This window comes from Herbiconiux sp. VKM Ac-1786 (assembly GCF_015350805.1).
GTDB lineage: Bacteria > Actinomycetota > Actinomycetes > Actinomycetales > Microbacteriaceae > Herbiconiux.
This window is the reverse complement of record NZ_JADKSG010000001.1, coordinates 203,698-224,355: the sequence shown is the minus strand read 5'-3', so window position 1 is coordinate 224,355 and position 20,658 is coordinate 203,698. Positions and strand designations below refer to the sequence as shown.

The following is a 20,658-nucleotide window of genomic DNA, read 5'->3' as shown; positions in this document are numbered from 1 at the left end:
CCGGATGCCCGCTCCGCTCCTCCACGACCGCGAACGCGCGCGCACCTCTCCACAGCCCGTCACACGGGCCGGCACGGGCATCCGCCCCCTTTAGGATGGTCAGCATGTCCGCCGGCTCCGCCTTTTACATCACCACGCCGATCTTCTACGTGAACGACGTGCCCCACATCGGGCACGCCTACACCGAGGTCGCCGCCGACGTGCTCGCGCGCTGGCACCGGCAGGCCGGTGACGACACCTGGTTCCTCACGGGCACCGACGAGCACGGGCAGAAGATCCTGCGCACCGCCACCGCCAACGGCGTCACGCCCAAGGAGTGGGCCGACAAGCTCGTGGCCGAGGCCTGGCAGCCGCTGCTCGAGACGATCGACATCTCCAACGACGACTTCATCCGCACCACCGACGAGCGGCACGAGGTCAACGTGCAGCTGTTCCTGCAGCGACTCCACGACGCGGGCTACATCTACACCGGCGAGTACGAGGGGTACTACTGCGTCGGCTGCGAGGAGTACAAGCAGCTCGGCGACCTGGTCGACGGCACGGGGCAGTACGAGGGGCAGCTGGTCTGCGCCATCCACTCCAAGCCGGTCGAGCTGCTCAAGGAGCGCAACTACTTCTTCCGCATGAGCGACTTCACGCAGCGGCTGCTCGACCTCTACGAAGAGCGGCCCGACTTCGTGCAGCCCGAGAGCGTGCGCAACGAGATCGTGTCGTTCGTGCGCCGCGGGCTCACCGACCTGTCGATCTCGCGGCAGACCTTCGACTGGGGTATCAAGGTGCCGTGGGACGAGTCGCACGTCGTCTACGTCTGGTTCGACGCGCTGCTGAACTACGCCACGGCCGCCGGCTACGGCTCCGACGACGAGAAGTTCGCGCGGCTCTGGCCGGCGACCCACATCGTGGGCAAAGACATCGCGCGCTTCCACGCCGTCATCTGGCCGGCCATGCTGATGGCCGCGGGGCTCGAGGTGCCGAAGCAGGTCTACGGGCACGGCTGGCTGCTCGTCGGCGGCGAGAAGATGTCGAAGTCGAAGCTCACCGGCATCGCGCCCGAGCAGATCACCGACACCTTCGGTTCCGACGCGTTCCGCTACTACTTCATGCGCGCCATCAGCTTCGGGCAAGACGGCTCGTTCTCGTGGGAAGACCTGTCGGCCCGCTACCAGGCCGAGCTCGCGAACGGCTTCGGCAATCTCGCCTCGCGGGTGGTCGCGATGGTGAACCGCTACTTCGACGGCGCGGTGCCGACGGCGGTCGAGGCGTCGGTGACGGATGCGGAGCTCGCCATCCGCGACACCGAGCGCCGCGTCACGGCGGCGGCCGACGAGGCCATCTCGCGCCTGGCCGTGCACGAGGCGCTCGCGCGCATCTGGGAGCTCGTCGACGAGCTCAACGGCTACATCACCGTGCAGGAGCCCTGGGGCCTCGCGAAAGACCCGGCGAACGCCGACCGTCTCGCCACCGTGCTGAGCACGGCGCTGCGCGGCCTCGGCACGCTGGCCGTGCTGCTGTCGCCGGTCGTGCCCGAGGCGGCGGCCAAGCTGTGGACGGCGCTGTCCGGCGTCGGCACCGTGCAGGAGCAGAACATCCGCTCGGCCTTCGAGTGGCAGGGCGGCGACCGCGTGCAACCGCTCGAGGCGCTCTTCCCGCGCATCGAGGTCGAGGCCTCGTGACCTCGCCCGAGCTGCCCGACCACCTGCGCACGCGCGAGCCCTCCGACCGCGGCGACCAGAGCTACCCGCCGCTGCCCGAGGCGCTCGTGGTGCCGGTGTACGACAACCACACGCACCTCGAGATCGCCGACACCGCCGACCCTATCGACTACCGCGAGCACCTCGACCGGGCCTCGGCCGTCGGCGTGCGCGGCGTGGTGCAGGTCGGCACCGACCTCGAGACGAGCCGCTGGTCGGCCGAGCAGGCCGCCCGCGAGCCGCGCATGCTGGCCGCGGTCGCGCTGCACCCGAACGAGGCGCCCGAGTACGCCGCCGCCGGCGGGCTCGACGCGGCCCTGGCCGAGATCGCCGAGCTGGCGGGCTGGCCGCGCGTTCGCGCCGTCGGCGAGACCGGGCTCGACTTCTACCGCACGGGCGAGGAGGGTCGGGCGGCGCAGTACCGCTCCTTCGAGGCGCACATCGAGATCGCGAAAGAGAACGGCATCGCGCTGCAGATCCACGACCGCGACGCCCACGCCGAGGTGATCGAGACACTGAAGCGGGTCGGCGCCCCCGAGCGCACCGTCTTCCACTGCTTCTCGGGCGACGCCGAGCTCGCACGCATCTGCACCGAGAACGGCTGGTACATGTCGTTCGCCGGCAACGTCACCTTCAAGAACGCGCACAACCTCCGCGAGGCCCTCGAGACCGCGCCGCGTGCGCTCCTCCTCGTCGAGACCGACGCCCCGTACCTCACGCCGATGCCCTACCGCGGCCGGCCGAACGCCCCCTACCTCATCCCGCACACCCTCCGCGCGATGGCCGCGCACCTCGGCACCGACGTGTCGATGCTCGCCGCCCAGATCTCCTCGAACACCGAGCTCGTCTACGGCCGCTGGGAGGACGAGCCGGTGCAGGCCTCGTGACCGACCCCGCTTCGCCGGCCGACGCTTCGGCCGCCATGCCTGAACCGTCTGTGCGCGCGGCCGACGCGCCTGACGCGTCCGCCCGCTCGGACGACGCGCCTGGGGCGTCCGCCCACGCCGACGCGCCTGACGCGTCCGCCCGCTCGGACGACGCGCCTGGGGCGTCCGCCCACGCCGACGCGCCTGTGGCCGCGTCCGCTGCGGCGGTCTCGCTGCTCGGACCGGCCGAGATCCGCGACCTCGCAGGGCTGCTCGACCTGACGCCCACCAAGAAGCTGGGCCAGAACTTCGTCATCGACGCCAACACCGTGCGCAAGATCGTTCGCGTCGCCAAGGTCGAGGCGGGCGACGTCGTCGTGGAGGTCGGCCCCGGCCTCGGCTCCCTCACCCTCGGTCTCCTCGAGGCCGGCGCCGAGGTGGTCGCCGTCGAGATCGACCACCGCCTCGCCGCGCAGCTGCCGCTCACGGTGTCGCAGCTGGCTCCGGATGCGCGGCTCACGGTGATCCGCGACGACGCCCTGCGCATCCGCTCGCTGCCGGGCGACCCCACCCGCCTGGTGGCCAACCTGCCCTACAACGTCTCGGTGCCGGTGCTGCTGCACCTGCTCGAGCACTTCCCGTCGATCCGCTCCGGCGTCGTCATGGTGCAGGCCGAGGTCGGCCACCGCCTCGCCGCCGATCCCGGCTCGAAGGTCTACGGCTCGCCGTCGGTCAAGGCCGCCTGGTACGGCGACTGGCGCACGGCCGGCCAGGTCAGCCGGCAGGTCTTCTGGCCGGTGCCGAACGTCGACTCGGTGCTCGTGGCCTTCGACCGTGTCGGCTCGGGCCTCGCCTCGGAGGAGCTGCGCGTGCGCACCTTCGCCCTCGTCGACGCCGCCTTCGGCCAACGCCGCAAGATGCTCCGCCAGTCCCTCAGCGAGCTGCTCGGCGACTCCCAGCGCGCCACGGCCGTCCTCGAGGCGGCCGGCGTGCCGCCCACCTCCCGCGGCGAGTCCCTCACGGTCCACGATTTCCTCGCGGTAGCCCGCGCCGCCGAGGCCGCCACCCCCGTCGCCGAATCCGCCACCGCCGAGACCGCGCCCGACCAGGCCGCAGCCGACCCCACCGAGACCGCGTCCTAAGCGGCGCAGCCGAACCACCGGCACCGCGTTGGGCCGGGCCTGACGGGTGCGAACTGAGCCCCATCATGAGCGGTGCGGCGCGATCCGCGTCGCGGGGCGACTCTGAGGTGCCGGATGCGGCGGGGTGGTGGGACGATCGGAGGGTGACGTCGAACGCCGGGTACCCCGTCCAGCTCGCGACCCTGCGGTGGGGGCCGCCCGACGCGCGGCCCGCCGTGCTGCTGCTGCACGGCCTCACCTCGGCCGCCGGCACCTGGTGGCAGGTCGCCTCCGCACTCGCCGCCGAAGGCTGGTCGGTGACCGCCGCCGACCTGCGCGGGCACGGCGCCTCGCCGCGCACCCTCGGTTACGCCCTCGACGACTTCGCCGGTGACGTGCTCGGGCTGGCCCCGCACGGCAACCCCGTGCGCGGCTGGGATCTCGTGATCGGCCACTCGCTCGGCGGCGCCGTCGCGACCGTCGCGGCGGCCCGCCATCCGCACTGGGCCCGCGCGCTGCTGCTGCTCGATCCCGTGCTCGCCGTCGACGAGCACCGCCACGACACCCTCGTGACCGGCCTGCTCGGCGAGCTCCGCGAGCTCGACCCCGACGCTCTGCTCGCCGCGAATCCGCGGTGGCACAGCGAGGACGCCACGCAGAAGGTCGTCGCCGCCCGGCTCGTCAGCCCCTTCGTGGTGGAGCGCACCGTGCGGGACAACGCACGGTGGCAACTCGAGCCGGTCGCGGCGCGCATCCGCTCGAGGGTGAGGGTGCTGGCCGCCGACCAGGGGAAGGGTGCCTCGTTCACGACGGACGAGGGCGAGCGGCTGGGCGCGTCGTCGCCGCAGTTCGACTTCGCGGTCGTCGACGGCGCCGGGCACTCGATCCAGCGGGACGATCCCGAGCGCGTGGTCGCCGAGGCCGTCGCCCTGCACGCGGCGCTGCCGAGCATCCCCTGACGTACGTCGTCGGCCCGCACGACACCGTCCACTCCTGCACAGCCGTCCACTGGCACACAGGCCGGGCGTGTGACGAGTGTGTTTCGTTATGTGTCCCGGGCGCGGGTTGGGACCCACCGTCCCGATACCATGGAGTGCGGCCCCTGGTGCGGCCGCCCAATCACAGCAGATCCACTTTGTAAGGGGACACCCATGTCGAAATTCGCGCGTCGAGCGGGTGCCGCAGCACTCGCCGTCGGCCTCATCGCCTCCGTAGCCGCCTGTTCGAGCGGCGGAAGCGGCAGTGGCAGCGGCGACAGCACCGGTGCCTCCGGCGACGAGTCGATCATCCTGATCACCCCCACCCCCATCGGGTCGAACAACTTCCTGCAGCTCGCCGCCGACGGCGCCGAGCAGGCCGGCGAGAAGTACGGCGCCAGCGTCGACGTCTACGAGAGCGAAGACCCGACGAGCATCCAGCAGAACATCGACGCGGCCGTTCGCGAGAAGCCGAGCATCATCATCGGCGTCAGCTTCAGCGTGCTCGACCAGATCACCCAGGCCGCCGCCGACTACCCCGACCAGCAGTTCCTGCTGATCGACACCTCGGCCGAGGAGCCCACCGAGAACCTCACCTCCGCCGTGTTCAAGGAGTACGAGGCCACCTACCTCACCGGTGTCGAGGCCGGCCTCCTCACCCAGTCGGGCAACGTCGGCGTGGTCGCCTCGCTCGACACCCCGTTCCTGCACCGCTGGGTCGACCCGTTCTTCGCGGGCGCCGAGAGCGTCAAGCCCGGCGTGAAGACCGCCGTGCAGTACGTCGGCGGCGACAACCCGTTCGGTGACCAGGCCCGCTCCAAGGCGCAGGCGCAGATCCTCGCCGACGGCGGTGCCGACTACGTGCAGGCCGCCGCCTCGGGTGGAAACCTGGGCGTCTTCGAAGCGGCCTCCGAGGCCGGCTTCAAGGCCTTCGGCGTCGACACCAACCAGTGCCTCGACTCTCCCGGCAACGTCGTCGACAACGCGATCAAGCGCGTCGACGTGGCTCTCGTCAACTCCGTCGGCGACATCCTCGACGGCACGACCGGCGGCTTCACCTCCTACGGCCTGGCTGAGGGCGGCGTCAGCCTGACCGGCCTCGAAGACGGCGTCGCCGACTCGCAGTGCCTCATCGCCGACCACCCCGACGTGATCGAGAAGGTCGCCGCCGTGCGCGACCAGATCGTCTCGGGCGAGATCACGGTGACCGACCCCCTGACCGCCGGCTAGTCCTGCATGGTCTCTCGCGCATCCGATGATGCCGCCGACGCAGCTCGGCCGCCCGCTCCCGCCGAGGGAGAGGCCGCGGTCGAGCTGATCGGCATCGGCAAGAGGTTCGGCTCCGTCGTGGCGAACGACGGGGTCGACCTCGTGCTGCGCCGCGGCACCGTGCACGCGGTGATGGGTGAGAACGGCGCCGGCAAGTCGACGCTCATGTCGATGCTGTTCGGTCTGCTCGAGCCCGACTCGGGCGAGATCCGGGTCGAGGGCCGCCCCGTGCGCTTCGCCGGCCCGCTCGACGCGATCGCCGCGGGCCTGGGCATGGTGCACCAGCACTTCCGCCTCTTCGACACGATGAGCGTCGCCGACAACGTCGTCTACGGGGCCGAACCGAGGCGCCGGGGCCTGTTCGGCAAGGCCTTCGTCGACAGACGGGCAGCGGATGCGCGGGTGCGCGAATTGGCAGCCCGCTACGGCCTCGACACCGACCCCGCGGCCGTCGTGGGCTCACTGTCGGCCGGGGCGCGGCAGCGCGTCGAGATCCTCAAGGCGCTGCATCGGGACGCCCGCATCCTCATCCTCGACGAACCCACCGCCGTGCTCACGCCGAGCGAGGTCGACAGCCTGTTCGCCGTGATCCGTCGCGCGGCCGACGCGGGTACGACGGTCGTGCTCGTCACGCACAAGATCCACGAGGTGCTCGCCGTCAGTGACGAGGTCACCGTGCTGCGCGACGGCCGGGTCACCGGGCGGTTCGCGACCCGCGACGCCTCGGCGGCCGAGCTCGTGCGCGCGATGACCGGCCGGGCGATCGCCGAGGTCAAGAACCCGGGCACCGGCACGCCGGGCGAGACCGTGCTCGAGGTCGAGGGGCTGTCGGTGTCGGATGGCCGGCGCACCGTCGTCTCGGACGTGTCGCTCTCGGTGCGGCGCGGCGAGATCGTCGGCATCGCCGGCGTCTCGGGCAACGGACAGCACGAGCTCGTGGCCGCGGTGCTCGGAACCCTCGGGGTCGCGGCGGGCCGCGTGCGCCTGGCCGGCGCCGACGTCACCGGAGCCTCGGTGCGGGACCGGCGTGCGCGCGGGCTCGCCGTCATCCCCGAGGACCGCCGCGGCGAGGGGAGCGCCGTCACCATGACGGTCGCCGAGAACGCGGCGCTCGGCCATCACCGCAGCGCTCCGATCGGGGCGTCCACGGGCATCCGTCGCGGGTGGATGTCCCTGAAGGCCGAACGGTCTCAGGCGCGCGAGCTGATCGCCGACTACGACGTGCGCACCTCGGGGGAGCAGCAGCTGATCGGATCGCTCTCGGGCGGCAACGCGCAGAAGGTCGTCGTGGCGCGGGAGCTCGCGCACCAGGCGCCGCTGCTGATCGCGGAGCAGCCGACGCAGGGCGTCGACGTGGGGGCGATCGGGGCCATCCACGGTCGGCTGCTCGACTACCGGGCGGCGGGCAACGGCATCCTGCTGGTCTCGCACGAGATCAGCGAGCTGCTCGCCCTCGCCGACCGGGTGCTCGTGATGTACGGCGGCGCGATCGTCGCCTCCTTCACGGCGGCCGAGGCCACCACCGAGCGCATCGGCGCGGCCATGGCGGGCGCCGCCGCCGCTGACCCGACCGAGGCTTCCGACGCCGCGCCCGACCCCGCCGCGCCCGACCTCACCGCGCCCGACCCCACCGCGCCCCGCTCCACTGCGCCCCACCCCACCGCGCCCCACGACGGAGACCGCGCATGACCGCCCCACCCGAGACCACGTCCGCCGCCCCCGCGAAAGCGTCGAGCCGCGGCCGCCGCCTCGCTACCGCCGCCCTGCGTCACCCCGCCGTCGTGCCCATCGGCGCCGTCGTGCTCGCCCTGCTGATCGGCGCCGTGATCATCCTCGCCGCCGGCCTCGACCCGATCACCGCCTACACCGCAGTCATCCAGAACTCGCTCGACCCCGGGCAGCTCGACTACACCTTCTCGGTCTGGGCCTTCATCTGCGGCATGGCGCTGGCGGCGGCGATCCCGCTGCGCATGGGCGAGTTCAACCTCGGCGGCAACGGGCAGCTCGTGCTCGGCGGCCTCACCGCCACCGTCATCGCGTCGAGCCTGCCGCTGCCCTCGATCGTCCTCATCCCGCTCGCCGTCATCGGCGCGGCGATCGTCGCGGGCGCCTTCGGAGCGATCTCGGCGCCGCTCGCCACCCGGTTCGGCATCCCGATCATCATCTCGACCCTGCTGCTCAGCCCGGTGGCCGTCGCCGTGGTCAGCTACCTGGTGCGCTTCCCCCTCGGCGAGGCCGGCTCGGCGGTCGCCCAGACCACCCGACTGCCCGAGGGCGCCCGCATGTGGGCCCTCGGCGACCTCTCGTACTCCAACGCCGGCCTCATCATCATCGTGCTGCTGATGGTCGTGTTCTGGGTGGTCGACTCCCGCACCGCCGTCGGCTTCGAGCTGCGCGTGGTCGGCGCGAACCGCCGCTTCGGCGCCTACGGGGGAGTGCGCGTCGGCCGCCTGGCCCTCGGCGCGATGGCCGCCGCCGGAGCCGCCGCGGGCGTGGTCGGTGCCGTGATCGTGATGTCGTCGCCCTTCCGCCTGATCGACGGCGCGCTCATCTCGCCCGGCTACACCTTCGCCGGCCTCGCCGCGGCCCTGCTCGCGGGCGGACGCCCGGCGCTGATCCCGGTCACCGCCATCCTGTTCACCATCCTCCAGGTCGGCGGCGCCGGCATGGAGCGCTCGGCCGACGTGCCGCGCCAGCTGTCGGATGTGCTGCAGGGCGTCGTGATCGTCGTGCTCGCCCTCCGCACGGTGCTCGACCAGCGGCGCACCGAGAGGAGCTCGGCCTGATGCACGTCTTCGAACTCGGCTTCGTGGCGGCCGTCCTCCTCGCGGCCACGCCCATCCTCTACGCCGCCCTCGCGGGCGCCATCTCGGCCCAGGTCGGCGTGTTCAACATCGCCCTCGAGGGTCAGATGCTCTGGGGCGCCTTCGCCGCGGTCGCGGGCAGCTACTACACGGGCAGCGCCTGGGGCGGGGTGCTCACCGCGCTCGTCTCGACCGCCCTGTTCTCGGTGGTGCTCGCGGTCGGCGCCGCCCGCTGGCACGCCGACCCGATCATCATCGCGATCGGCACGAACCTCCTCGCGATCGGTCTCACGGGCTTCCTGCTGCGGGTGCTCTTCGACACCTCGGGCTCCTTCTCGCCGCGCGGCCTCGAGGGGCTGCCGAAGATGGCGTTCCTCGCCGACGTGCCGGTGATCGGCCCGATCTTCGCGGGCCAGACGGCGCTCGTGCCGCTCGCCTTCGTGCTCATCGTCGCCGTGGGGCTGTGGCTGAAGCGCTCGGCGGGGGGCCTGCGCCTCCGGGGCGTGGGCGAGCATCCGGATGCCGCGGCCGCCCTCGGCGTGAGCGTCGCCTCGTATCAGACCTGGGTCACCATCGCGGGCGGAGCCCTCTGCGGCATCGCCGGCGCCCAGCTGGCCCTCGGCAACGTGACCGTCTTCACCGAGAACATGACCGCCGGCCGCGGCTGGATCGCCGTCGCCGCCGTCATGCTCGTCGCCGGCCGCCCGCTCTGGCTGCCCGTCGCCTGCCTCGGCTTCGGCGCGGCCGAGGCGCTGGGCTTCCGCCTGCAGGGCATCGGCGCGCCCCAGCAGCTCACCGATGCCGCCCCCTACGCGATCACGCTGCTCGTGCTGGTGGCCACCCGCATCCGCTTCGCGAAGCGCGCCTCGCTCACCACCACCTGACCCGCCCCACCCCGGCGACGAGCGGATGCCCGTGCCGCCGCCCCTCGCCCGCCGCCCGCCTCGCGCGGGGGCCGCGCATCCGCCCCACCCGACCAGCACCGAAGGACGCACCATGACCGACGCCACGGCCACCCCCACCCCCGCCCGCGAGACCCGCCACATCGTCGTCGACACCGACACCGGCATCGACGACGCGCTCGCCCTGCTCTACCTGGCCGGCCGCGACGACGCCGAGATCTCGGCCATCACGAGCGTCTACGGCAACACCCCGGTCGAGGCGGCGCTGACGAACATCGCCCGCGTGCAGAAGCTCGCCGGCCTCGAGGACGTGCTCGTCGCCCGCGGCGCCGCCGGCCCCATCGACGGCGAGCCGCGCATCGCCGGGCACGTGCACGGCCGCGACGGACTCGGCGACCTCTGGTCCGACCCGATCGCCCCGAAGAACCTCTCGCCGCTCTCCAGCGCCGAGCTGCTGGTCGAGCTCGGCCGCTCGAAGCCCGGTTACTACGACCTGCTGCCCGTCGGCCCGCTGACCAACCTCGGTCTCGCCCTCGAGATCGAGCCCGAGCTGCTGACGCTCTACCGCTCGGTGGTCATCATGGGCGGGTCCGGCCCGTTCCCGCCGCTCGGCACGGTGCAGATGGTCGACGCGAACATCCACAACGACGCCGAGGCCGCCCGCCGGGTCTTCGCGGCGCCGCGCCGTCAGCTCGTGATGGTCGGCGTCAACGTCACCGCCCACACGATCGTCGACGAGCAGGCCGTGCAGGCCCTGCACCGTGCCGGCACCGAGTGGGGCACCTTCTCGGCGCAGGTGCTCGAGGCGTACATGGACTTCTACCAGTACTCCTGGGGCCGCCGCGTCTCGCCGGCGCACGACGGGCTCGCGGCGGCGCTGCTGGTGCATCCCGAGTGGATCACCTCCGCCACCACCGGCCCCGTCAACATCACCAGCGACGGCTTCGCCACCCGCGCGCACCTCATGCGCACCGCGACCGGGCTGCCGGTGTCCTGGCCGAGCGAGCCGGCTCCCGACACCGTCGTGGTGCTCGACGTCGACCGCGAGGCGTTCCTCGCCGACTTCGTGCGGGTGCTGTCGGGGCACTGATCGGGGGCGTCCGCCACGTGGGATAGGTTGGAGAGCATGAACGACCGGGGCGCACCGAAGACCGTGCACGTGCGGGCCCCCGGCAAGATCAACGTCTTCCTCAAGGTGGGCGCGGTGATGCCCGACGGGTACCACGACGTCGCCACCGCCTACCAGGCCGTCTCGCTCTACGAAGACGTCTTCGCCAGCCCCGCCGACGACTTCTCGGTCGTTTTCGAGGGCGGCCACATCGACACCTCGGGGCTCGAGACCGACGGGTCGAACCTCGCGATCCGCGCCGCGCGCCTGCTCGCCCGGCGGGCCGGCTACCGCGAGGGCGTGTCGCTGCGCATCTCGAAGAACGTCCCGATCGCGGGCGGCATGGGCGGCGGGTCGGCGGATGCTGCCGCCGCCCTCCTGGCCTGCGACACCCTCTGGGGCACCGACCTCGGGCGCGACGAGCTGCTCGCGCTGGCCGCCGAACTCGGCGCCGACGTGCCTTTCGCCCTCGCCGGAGGCACCGCCATCGGCACCGGACGGGGCGACCAGCTCAGCCCCGCCCTCGCGAAGGGGCAGTTCCCGTGGGTGCTCGTGCTGCCCGAGCACGGTGTCTCGACCCCCGAGGTCTACCGTGAGCTCGACCGCCACCGCGAGCGGCACGCGCAGGACATCTTCCCGGCCCAGGGCCAGCCGACCGTCGACGCCGACGTGCTGCAGGCGCTGCGGGCGGGCGACCCGCACATGCTCGCCGAGTCGCTGAGCAACGACCTGCAGGCGCCGGCGCTGCACCTGAGCCCGGGGCTCGCCTCGGTGCTCGAGGTGGGGGAGCAGAACGGCGCCCTCGCGGGCATCGTCTCGGGCTCGGGGCCGACGATCGCGTTCCTCGCGGCCGACCTCGACGGCGCGCTCGAGCTGCAGATCGCGCTGAGCGCGGCGCGGCACCACGTCGTGCGCGTCACGGGCCCGGTCGCGGGCGCCCGCGTCGTCGCGGACTAGCGTCTCCGCGGGCTAGGGTCGTTCGCAGGCTGGCGTCGCGCGCCGACTGGCGTCCCACGTCGACCGGCGTCGCGCGCCGACCGTCGCGACCAGCCGCGCGTCAGAGCGCGAGCAGCGCCTTCACCGGGGCCGCGGTCGCCGCCGAGACCACCGCACGTCCGCCGAGCGCCTCGAGCTCGAGCACGACGGCGACCCCCACGACGTCCCAGCCCGCCCGCTCCATCAGCCGGATCGTCGCCGCCAGCGTCCCACCCGTCGCCAGCACGTCGTCGACGATCACCACGCGCGCCCGCGGCGGCAGCGTCGACGGGTGCACCTCGAGGCTCGCCGAGCCGTACTCCAGCGCGTAGCTCTCGTTCAGCACCTCGCCGGGCAGCTTGCCGGCCTTCCGCACGGCGAGCATCCCGTGCCCGGTCGCGACGGCGGCCGCCGCGCCGAGCACGAAGCCCCGCGCCTCGACCCCGGCCACCGCGTCGATCGGCCCGAAGCCCTCCACGAGCGCCTCCGCGACGGTGCGCAGCCCCTCCGCGTCGGCGAACAGCCCCGACAGGTCGCGGAACAGGATGCCCTCCGACGGGAAGTCGGGCGTCTCGGTCATGCCCGAGCGGATGGCCTCCACCACGGCGGGCGAGACGGCGGCGGGCGAGACGGCAGGGGCGACGGGTGCGTTCTGGTCGGGCATCCGTCAATCGTAGAGCCCGTCGCTAGAGTGTGCCCATGCGCAGAGTGTTCGGGGTGATCAGGGTCGTGGCCGCCGGAGTGATCATCGCGGCCATCGTCGGGCAGCTCGTCTACAGCCTCGACGTGGTGCCCGACGTCACGCACTTCCTGGTGAACTTCTTCAGCTACTTCACGATCCTCTCGAACGCTCTCGCCGCGATCGCCCTGCTCGTCGGCGCCTACTTCTCGTTCACCGTGCGCCGCGACCCGCCCTGGTTCAACCTCTCGCTCGCCGCGATCGTCACGTACATGGCGACGACCGGCGTCGTCTACAACCTCCTGCTCCGCAGCATCACGCTCGAGCAGGGGCGCACCCTGGCCTGGTCGAACGAGGTTCTGCACCTGATCGCGCCGATCTACATCGTGCTGGTCTGGATCCTCTCGCCCGGCAAATCGCCCCTCCGCTGGAGCGCCCTCTGGGCGATCGTCGCGTTCCCGATCGCCTGGGCGGTCTACACGATGATCCGCGGGCCGCTCGTCGGCTGGTACCCGTACCCGTTCCTCGACCCGTCGCAGCCCGGCGGCTACGGCGCGGTCGCGGTCTACGTGCTGGGCATCGCGGGGTTCATCGGCCTGATGGGCTGCGCGGTCGTCGGCCTGAGCCGCACGCGCCTGCTGCGGGGCTGATCCGGCACTGAGTACAAACTGCTCAGGCGGATGCTCCGGCGTTCGGCGCTACCGTTTCGGCATCCGGGCGACGTCGAGGCGCGGCCCCGGCGAACCGAAAGGCACCACCATGGGCACCCTCCCGCCCCGCCCGCGCCCGGCCAAGCCGTGACACCGGCCCCCGCTGAGTGCCCGTCAGGCCCAGCGGGGGTCGTCGATGTCGGGGGAGTCGACCCCGTCGGCGTCGGTGAGCACCCGCGCGTCGCCGATCCAGGCGTCGAGGGCGGCGCCGTGCAGCACGAACGGCTTCTCGTCCCCGAAGAGCTCCGGATGCGCGGCCACCGCCACGGCTCCACCGCTCGCCAGCACCACCACGTTGCCGAGCGGCCCCTCCGCGTCGTCGGGGTCGAAGTCGGTCACCACGGCCACGTCGGCGAACACCTCTCGGAGGGTCGCCGCCTGAGCCCGCGCGTACTCGAACGGATGCCCGTCCAGCAGATTCACCGCCACCAGCCCCTCGGGCGCCGACCGCCCCGCCACGAGGCGGTAGAACTCGAGGCTTGCGACGTGGGCGCGGATGGTCGCGGCGTCCCAGAGGTCGACGACCGTCACCTCGGCGCCCCGCCACTCGCGTTCCAGGCCCGAGCCCGTCTCGGCGAGAGCCCGGGCGTCGCCGTACGCGACCGCGATGTCCGCCGCCTCGGGCAGCGGCAGCGCGGCGAGCACCGCCTCGCAGAGCTCCCGCTCGAACTCCACCACGAGCTGCGGCGACCCCGCACGCGTCACCGCCACGTACCGCGGCAGCGCCATCGCGCCCGCCCCCAGGTGCACGGCGAAGACGGGAGCGCCGGGCGCCGCGGCCGCGTCGATCGCCCGGGCGATGTGCTGCACGTAGGGCCAGGAGAGCAGCCGCGCATCCGTCAACGACACCACCGACTGCGCCACCCCGTCGACGCTCAGCTCGTAGCTCTCGCTCGCGCGGTGCACCCGCTTCAGGGTGGCCTTGCGCCCGTCGAACGAGAAGGAGAACCGGCGGCGATCGGCGAGCATCCGCCCAGCATAGGTGCGCACCGGTCGCGTCCCCATGTGAGCGGGGCAGGCTGGGCCGGGCTCCCATCCGCGCCCTGTACCCTCGACAGGTGGCTCATCTCCTGGGCGCTGAGGCGCTCCATCTCGAATATCCCACCCGAGTCATCTTCGATTCCGTCACCGTCGGCATCAACGAGGGCGACCGAATCGGCATCGTGGGGCGCAACGGCGACGGCAAATCGACCCTGCTCTCCCTGCTCTCGGGCCGCATCGAACCCGACAGCGGCCGCGTCACGCGCCGCCGCGGCGTCACCCTCGGCATGCTCGACCAGGCCGACACCGTCGACTCGTCCCTCACCGTGGCCCAGGCCGTCGTCGGCGACATCGACGAGCACATCTGGGCGGGCGACCCGAAGGTGCGCGACGTCATCGGGGGCCTCCTCGGCGACATCGACTGGGAGGCCGTCGTCGGCACCCTCTCGGGCGGCCAGCGCCGCCGCGTCGCCCTCGCGGCCCTGCTCGTCGGCGACTGGGACGTCGTCTTCCTCGACGAGCCCACCAACCACCTCGACGTCGAGGGCATCGCCTGGCTCGCCCAGCACCTGAAGCGCCGCTGGCCGGCCTCGAGCGGCGGCCTCGCGGTCGTGACGCACGACCGGTGGTTCCTCGACGAGGTCTCCAACCAGACCTGGGAGGTGCACGACCGCCTGATCGAGCCCTTCGAGGGCGGCTACGCGGCCTACATCCTGCAGCGCGTCGAGCGTGACCGGATGGCCAGCGCCACCGAGTCCAAGCGCCAGAACCTGATGAAGAAGGAGCTGGCGTGGCTGCGCCGCGGTGCCCCGGCCCGCACCGCGAAGCCCAAGTTCCGCATCGACGCGGCCGAGGCCCTGATCGCCGACGAGCCGCCCATCCGCGACACCGTCTCGCTCACCCAGATGGCCACCGCGCGCCTCGGCAAGGACGTCGTCGACGTGCTCGACGTGAGCGTCTCCTTCGGCGAGAAGAAGGTGCTGGAGGGCGTCGAGTGGCGCATCGCCCCGGGCGAGCGCACGGGCATCCTGGGCGTCAACGGCGCCGGCAAGTCGACGCTGCTCGGCCTCGTGACCGGTGCCGTGAAGCCCACCACCGGAACTGTCAAGCGCGGCAAGACCGTCAAGATCGCCACCCTCACGCAGCAGCTCGCCGAGCTCGAGGACGTGATGAAGGACCGCGTCAGCGAGGTCATCGGCCGCTACCGCACCTCGTACGTCGCCGGCGGCAAGGAGCTCACGCCCGGTCAGCTGCTCGAGCGCCTCGGCTTCACGAGCGCCCAGCTGTCGACCCCGGTGAAAGACCTCTCGGGTGGGCAGAAGCGGCGGCTGCAGCTGCTGCTGATCCTGCTCGACGAACCGAACGTGCTCATCCTCGACGAGCCCACCAACGACCTCGACACCGACATGCTGGCCGCCCTCGAGGACCTGCTCGACTCATTCCCGGGCACCCTGCTCGTCGTCTCACACGACCGGTACCTGCTCGAGCGCGTCACCGACCAGCAGTACGCCGTGCTGAACGGTCGCTTCCGCCACCTCCCGGGCGGCCTCGAGCAGTACCTCACCCTGCGCGAGGCCGGCGAGGGCTCGCTCGAGGTGGGCACGAAGGCGACGGATGCGGGACACAAGTCCTCCGCCCCCGCACTCGCGGGCGCCGAACTGCGCGCCGCCGAGAAGGAGCGTTCCTCGCTCGAGCGCAAGATCGAGAAGCAGACCCAGCAGATCGACAAGCTGCAGCACCGTCTGGCCGAGCACGACCAGTCCGACTACGTCGGCCTCGGCTCACTCACGGCCGAGGTGCAAGCGGCCGAGGCGCAGATCGCGGCCCACGAGACGCGCTGGCTCGAGCTCTCGGAGCTCCTCGACGACTGACGGCGCTGGTCTGTAGACCCGGCCATGTCCATCTCGGGCAAGCGCGTCAGCGCGCGGCAGCCGGGTGTGCTGCCGCGCGCTTCGCGCTTGCCTCCGGATGCGGTGGCTGGCTAGGCGGCGGGTCGCTGGATGGTGCGTCGACGGGTCGTCGGGATCGGCTTCTGTTCCGTGTCTACCCACCTCGGAGGGATGAGGTGAGGCACCCCGTTCTGCATGGTCAGTTTCCATGGTGATTTGTGCAGGTGGGAGTGGTGGAAGTGGCAGAGGAGGACGCCGTTGTCGATGTCGGTTCGTCCGGGCGGATGATCGTCCGAGACCCACTCGTTCGCATGGTGCGTTTCACAGTACGAGGGTGGCCGGTCGCAGGAGGGCCACACGCACCCGCCATCCCTCGCCGCTAGCGCCCGATTCTGCGCTGGGGTGAAGAGCCGCTTGGCCTTGCCGTGGAAGAGCACCTCGCCCTTGTCGCCGAACAGCGTCGCCGCGACCGGTGACGAGCACCGCAACTGCGCCACGGTCGAGGCGGGAATGGGCTGGTCGATGCCATCGATCCACCCGACGCCCCGGCCCTTCTCGAGGTCATCGAGGGTCATGTGCACGTTGACGGTGGCGATTGAACCGTTGATGCGGGGCATGTCGTCGGCGCCGGCCGCGCGAGCGATGAGCTCAGTCACCGTGTCGGCGTTCTTCTGCGCCTGGGTGCGGCCGTCGGCAGTCACGTATTCGTCTCCATCGACGAACCGCGGCCCGGCCACGCGCGGGCTCTGCATCGCCAGGATGCTCGATACCCACACCCCGCCCTGCTCGGGCGGGAGCGCGAACTTCCCCCGATACATCCCATCCGCCGATTGCGTGATCGTCAGTGATCGCTGCATCTGCAGCACCTCGTCGCGCGGTTCGGCACCGTCGGGGTCGAGCACCTCGCGCAGATGGATCGCAGCCCTGAATGTCTCATCGGCAGTCAGCCGGCACGAGAGGGTCTGGTCGACGAGGGTCTCCTCGGCGAGACTCAGAACCTCGGGGGAGCATCCACGGTCGGCGAGCACGCCGCACTGCTTCACGATGGCCGCCGCTGCCTCGACCCCGAGAACGCCCTCATCCAGCACGCGGGCGACCGCCGGGAACGGCGCCGGCCCCTCGCCCCCACCCAGCAGCACCGCCCCCCGCAGCTTCCGACCGAGCTCAAGCCGCGCCTTGCACGCCCGCACCGACGCGCCGGTCACCTTCGCGACGAGTGCGACGGGGCTGGTGAAGTTCTGCGACCGGCTCAGGCCCTCGTCACCGAGTTCCGTGCGTGACCGCACCCCGACCTCGCCGGCGAGCCGCACCTGCTGCGCCGACACCGCGCGCCCGAGGGCCTCGTAGGCGGCCACCATTTCCAGCAGCTCGTCGTCGCCGAGACCCGCCTGACCCGCGCCAGACAGGCCGCAGACCTGCGCGGCCATGTCGTGGAGGAGGGCGGCTGGAGTCATACTGAGATTCTATCATAAACTCCTGATGAATGCTCGAATAATCGCCCTCGACTCAGGCGCTCAGGCCATGTCCAACGACAGCCGCCGCAGCAGCGCCGCCAGCCGCTCCTGGTCGCCCTTCGTGAGGCCCGCGAGCAGCTCGGTCTCGGCCGCGACGAGGTGCGAGATGGCGCCGTCGACGCGGTCACGGCCTTCCCCGGTCATCCGCACCCGCACCCCCCGGCCGTCGTTGGGGTCGGTGCGCCGCTCGACCAGCCCGCGCCTGACCATGCCGTCGATGCGGTTCGTCATCGTGCCGCTCGAGACGTAGGTCTGCTCGAGCAGCGCCTTCGGGCTGAGCTCGTGCGGGCTGCCCGCTCGGCGCAGGGCGGCGAGCACGTCGAACTCCCACGACTCCAGGTCGACAGTGGCGAACGAGGCGCGGCGGGTCTTCTCGAGCTGCTTCGCGAGCCGCGACACCCGCGAGAGGATCTTCAGCGGCGAGAAGTCGAGATCCGGATGCTCGCGCATCCACGCGTCGACGATCTCGTCGACGGTGTCCCGGGTCGGCCTGCTGCTCATCCCCTCATTATCCCCAAGCCGCGCCGGGCGTGACGCGGCCCGTCTGGCAGACTGGACTACTGCACCGGGGGAGACCGCGGTGGTCCGCCTTGGTGTAATGGCAGCACGACAGCCTTTGGAGCTGTTAGGTCTGGGTTCGAATCCCGGAGGCGGAGCGCGTGAATCGATCCGGTGGATCGATTCCCGTGCTCCAGCACTGCGACGAAGGAGACCCTGAAGATGCCCGACCAGAACCTCGCCATCATCGTCCTCGCGGCAGGCCAGGGCACGCGCATGAAGTCGTCCCTCCCGAAGATCCTGCACGAGATCGCGGGCGTGCCCCTGATCGGCCACGTGCTCGCCACCGCCGGCCAGCTCGACGCCGCCCACACGCTCACCGTCGTGCGCCACGAGCGCGACCGCGTCGTCGAGGTCATCGAGGACCACTTCCCGTCGGCCATCGTCGTCGAGCAGGACGAGGTGCCCGGCACCGGCCGCGCCGTCGAGCAGGCCGTCCAGGCGCTGCCCGCGGGCTTCGACGGCGACGTGCTGGTCGTCAGCGGCGACGTACCACTGCTCGACGCCGACACCCTCGCCGGCCTCCTGGCCGAGCACCGCCGTACGGGCGCCGGCGCGACCCTGCTGAGCGCCCAGCTCGACGACCCGACCGGCTACGGCCGAATCGTCCGCAGCGCCGACGGGATGCTCGACCGCATCGTCGAGCAGAAGGACGCGACCGAGTCCGAGCGCGCCCTCCGCGAGATCAACGCCGGCGTCTACGTCTTCGGCCTCGCCCAGCTGCGCGACATGCTGGCGCAGGTCACCACGGCGAACGCCCAGGGCGAGAAATACCTCACCGACGTCGTCGGGCTCCTCCGCCGCGCCGGCTCCGACGTGGCCGCGGTCACCGTCGCCGAGCCGTGGATCGTGGCCGGCGTGAACGACCGCGCCCAGCTCTCCGAGGCGGCCGCGAAGCTGAACGCGCTGATCGTGCGGGGCTGGCAGCTCGCGGGCGTCACCGTGATCGACCCGGCGACGACGTGGATCGACCTGAAGGCGAGCCTGGCCGAGGATGTGACCGTGCATCCGGGAAGCCAGGTCAAGGGTGCCACCAGCGTCGCCCGTGGTGCCGAGATCGGCCCCGACACCACCCTCGTCGACTGCGAGGTGGGCGAGGGCGCGGTCGTGAAGCGCACCGACGCGACCCTGAGCGTGATCGGGGCGGGCGCATCCGTCGGACCGTTCGCCTACCTCCGGCCGAACACCGTGCTCGACGCCGGTGGCAAGATCGGCACCTTCGTCGAGACCAAGAATTCGCACATCGGGCAGGGCTCGAAGGTGCCGCACCTGTCGTACATCGGCGACACCGAGGTCGGCGTCGAGTCGAACGTCGGTGCGGGCACGATCACCGCGAACTACGACGGCGTGAACAAGAGCCGCACCCAGGTGGGGTCGCACGTTCGCACCGGGTCGCACAACGTCTTCGTCGCCCCGGTTAGGATTGGTGACGGCGCCTACACGGGTGCCGGAACGGTCGTCCGCAAGGACGTGCCGGCCGGCTCGCTCGCGATAAACGTGGCGCCTCAGAGGAACATGGCCGGCTGGGTCGAGCAGAACCGGGCGGGCACGGCGGCGGCGCAAGCAGCGGCCCGGGCCCACGACGGCGACGGCGAGACCACGACGCAGACCCCAACGCGAACGAGCGGAGAATAGGTGTCCGGAATCAAGGCCAGCGGAGAGAAGTCCCTCCTCGTCGTCTCAGGGCGAGCTCATCCGCAACTGGCCGAGGACATCGCGGCCGAACTCGACACCACCCTCGTCGACACCGAGGCCCGCACCTTCGCCAACGGCGAGCTGTACATCCGCTACGGCGAGAGCGTGCGAGGGGCGGATGCGTTCGTCATCCAGTCGCACACGGCTCCGATCAACGAGTGGCTGATGGAGCAGCTCATCATGGTCGACGCGTTGAAGCGGGCATCCGCCAAGCGCATCACCGTGGTCGCGCCGTTCTACCCCTACGCCCGCCAGGACAAGAAGGGACGTGGGCGCGAGCCGATCTCGGCCCGTCTCGTGGCCGACCTGTTCAAGGCCGCCGGCGCCGACCGCATCATGTCGGTCGACCTGCACGCCGCGCAGATCCAGGGCTTCTTCGACGGCCCCGTCGACCACCTGTTCGCCATGCCCGTGCTGATGGAGCACATGCGGAAGGTGCTCGACCCGTCGACCCTCACCGTGGTCAGCCCCGACATGGGCCGCGTGCGCGTGGCCGACATCTGGAGCGACAAGCTCGGCGTCCCCCTCGCGATCATCCACAAGCGCCGCGACCCGCGCGTGCCGAACCAGGTCAGCGTGCACGAGATCGTGGGCGACGTGGCCGGCCGCGTCTGCCTGCTGGTCGACGACCTAATCGACACCGGCCGCACCATCGTGGCCGCCGCCGAGGCGCTCAAGGCGAACGGCGCCACCGGCGTGGTCGTCGCGGCGACGCACGCCGTGTTCAGCGACCCGGCCTCGACCATCCTGCAGTCGGAGTTCATCGACCAGGTCGTCGTCACCGACACCCTGCCGATCCCGGTCGAGAAGCACTGGGACAGGCTGACCATCCTGCCGATAGCCCCGCTGATCGCGCGGGCCATCAGCGAGGTGTTCTCCGACGGCTCGGTCACCACGATGTTCGACGGCGACGCCTGAG

At 71.7% G+C, this 20,658-nt stretch carries 18 protein-coding genes and 1 tRNA gene; 15 read left to right on the top strand and 4 right to left on the bottom strand.

What is annotated here, in order from left to right; translation table 11 throughout:
• Positions 1–104 precede the first annotated feature (104 nt).
• From metG to ITJ64_RS01015, 10 genes are all read left to right on the top strand, one after another.
• Positions 105–1,673: a methionine--tRNA ligase gene (gene metG / locus ITJ64_RS01060; RefSeq protein WP_194678916.1), complete on the top strand. Its 1,569-nt coding sequence runs from the start codon at positions 105–107 to the stop codon at positions 1,671–1,673.
• The gene (locus ITJ64_RS01055) at positions 1,670–2,578 is read left to right on the top strand and encodes a TatD family hydrolase (RefSeq protein ID WP_194678915.1); all 909 of its coding nucleotides are present in this window, start codon (positions 1,670–1,672) and stop codon (positions 2,576–2,578) included. Before metG ends, ITJ64_RS01055 begins: the two co-directional genes overlap by 4 nt.
• 185 nt (positions 2,579–2,763) lie before the next feature.
• Positions 2,764–3,699 carry a 16S rRNA (adenine(1518)-N(6)/adenine(1519)-N(6))-dimethyltransferase RsmA gene (gene rsmA / locus ITJ64_RS01050; protein WP_370545141.1) on the top strand — a complete coding sequence of 312 codons (936 nt, stop codon included), beginning with the start codon at positions 2,764–2,766 and terminating at the stop codon, positions 3,697–3,699.
• A gap of 143 nt (positions 3,700–3,842) precedes the next feature.
• Entirely contained in the window at positions 3,843–4,637 is a 795-nt protein-coding gene (locus ITJ64_RS01045) for an alpha/beta fold hydrolase (RefSeq protein ID WP_194678913.1), read from the top strand.
• Positions 4,638–4,829: 192 nt separating this feature from the next.
• Positions 4,830–5,885, top strand: a complete 1,056-nt coding sequence (locus ITJ64_RS01040; protein ID WP_194678912.1) for a BMP family ABC transporter substrate-binding protein — start codon at positions 4,830–4,832, stop codon at positions 5,883–5,885.
• Between the two features lie 6 nt (positions 5,886–5,891).
• On the top strand, positions 5,892–7,613 hold the full coding sequence (locus tag ITJ64_RS01035) for an ABC transporter ATP-binding protein (RefSeq protein ID WP_194678911.1): 1,722 nt from the start codon (positions 5,892–5,894) through the stop codon (positions 7,611–7,613).
• Positions 7,610–8,710, top strand: a complete 1,101-nt coding sequence (locus tag ITJ64_RS01030; RefSeq protein WP_194678910.1) for an ABC transporter permease — start codon at positions 7,610–7,612, stop codon at positions 8,708–8,710. The genes ITJ64_RS01035 and ITJ64_RS01030 overlap by 4 nt, the downstream gene beginning before the upstream one ends.
• Positions 8,710–9,612: an ABC transporter permease gene (locus tag ITJ64_RS01025; protein WP_194678909.1), complete on the top strand. Its 903-nt coding sequence runs from the start codon at positions 8,710–8,712 to the stop codon at positions 9,610–9,612. The genes ITJ64_RS01030 and ITJ64_RS01025 overlap by 1 nt, the downstream gene beginning before the upstream one ends.
• 112 nt (positions 9,613–9,724) lie before the next feature.
• Positions 9,725–10,720 carry a nucleoside hydrolase gene (locus tag ITJ64_RS01020; protein WP_194678908.1) on the top strand — a complete coding sequence of 332 codons (996 nt, stop codon included), beginning with the start codon at positions 9,725–9,727 and terminating at the stop codon, positions 10,718–10,720.
• A 36-nt stretch (positions 10,721–10,756) separates the two neighbouring features.
• The gene (locus ITJ64_RS01015; RefSeq protein WP_194678907.1) at positions 10,757–11,695 is read left to right on the top strand and encodes a 4-(cytidine 5'-diphospho)-2-C-methyl-D-erythritol kinase; all 939 of its coding nucleotides are present in this window, start codon (positions 10,757–10,759) and stop codon (positions 11,693–11,695) included.
• A gap of 100 nt (positions 11,696–11,795) precedes the next feature.
• On the opposite strand, the gene ITJ64_RS01010 is transcribed toward ITJ64_RS01015, so the two are convergent.
• Positions 11,796–12,377 (bottom strand): adenine phosphoribosyltransferase, encoded by a 582-nt coding sequence (locus ITJ64_RS01010; protein WP_194678906.1) that lies wholly within the window; start codon positions 12,375–12,377, stop codon positions 11,796–11,798.
• 35 nt (positions 12,378–12,412) lie between these two features.
• On the opposite strand from ITJ64_RS01010, the gene ITJ64_RS01005 reads away from it, so the two are divergent.
• Positions 12,413–13,042, top strand: coding sequence for a Pr6Pr family membrane protein (locus ITJ64_RS01005; protein WP_194678905.1), 630 nt, complete (start codon positions 12,413–12,415; stop codon positions 13,040–13,042).
• Between the two features lie 174 nt (positions 13,043–13,216).
• On the opposite strand, the gene ITJ64_RS01000 is transcribed toward ITJ64_RS01005, so the two are convergent.
• Positions 13,217–14,071 (bottom strand): spermidine synthase, encoded by an 855-nt coding sequence (locus tag ITJ64_RS01000; RefSeq protein ID WP_194678904.1) that lies wholly within the window; start codon positions 14,069–14,071, stop codon positions 13,217–13,219.
• An 89-nt stretch (positions 14,072–14,160) separates the two neighbouring features.
• Here ITJ64_RS01000 and ITJ64_RS00995 point away from each other — a divergent pair, with 89 nt between their 5' ends.
• Entirely contained in the window at positions 14,161–15,954 is a 1,794-nt protein-coding gene (locus tag ITJ64_RS00995) for an ABC-F family ATP-binding cassette domain-containing protein (RefSeq protein ID WP_194678903.1), read from the top strand.
• 110 nt (positions 15,955–16,064) lie between these two features.
• On the opposite strand, the gene ITJ64_RS00990 is transcribed toward ITJ64_RS00995, so the two are convergent.
• Together ITJ64_RS00990 and ITJ64_RS00985 are read right to left on the bottom strand one after the other, a co-directional pair.
• Entirely contained in the window at positions 16,065–17,426 is a 1,362-nt protein-coding gene (locus ITJ64_RS00990) for an HNH endonuclease signature motif containing protein (protein WP_194678902.1), read from the bottom strand.
• Positions 17,427–17,486: 60 nt separating this feature from the next.
• Positions 17,487–17,987: a MarR family winged helix-turn-helix transcriptional regulator gene (locus ITJ64_RS00985; protein WP_194678901.1), complete on the bottom strand. Its 501-nt coding sequence runs from the start codon at positions 17,985–17,987 to the stop codon at positions 17,487–17,489.
• 83 nt (positions 17,988–18,070) lie between these two features.
• Here ITJ64_RS00985 and ITJ64_RS00980 point away from each other — a divergent pair.
• The 3 genes from ITJ64_RS00980 (at position 18,071) to ITJ64_RS00970 (ending at position 20,657) form a co-directional block, all read left to right on the top strand.
• A tRNA-Gln gene (locus ITJ64_RS00980) sits at positions 18,071–18,142 on the top strand.
• 64 nt (positions 18,143–18,206) lie between these two features.
• Positions 18,207–19,679, top strand: a complete 1,473-nt coding sequence (gene glmU, locus ITJ64_RS00975) for a bifunctional UDP-N-acetylglucosamine diphosphorylase/glucosamine-1-phosphate N-acetyltransferase GlmU (protein ID WP_194680667.1) — start codon at positions 18,207–18,209, stop codon at positions 19,677–19,679.
• Entirely contained in the window at positions 19,680–20,657 is a 978-nt protein-coding gene (locus ITJ64_RS00970; protein WP_194678900.1) for a ribose-phosphate diphosphokinase, read from the top strand.
• The last annotated feature ends 1 nt before the right edge of the window (position 20,658 follow it).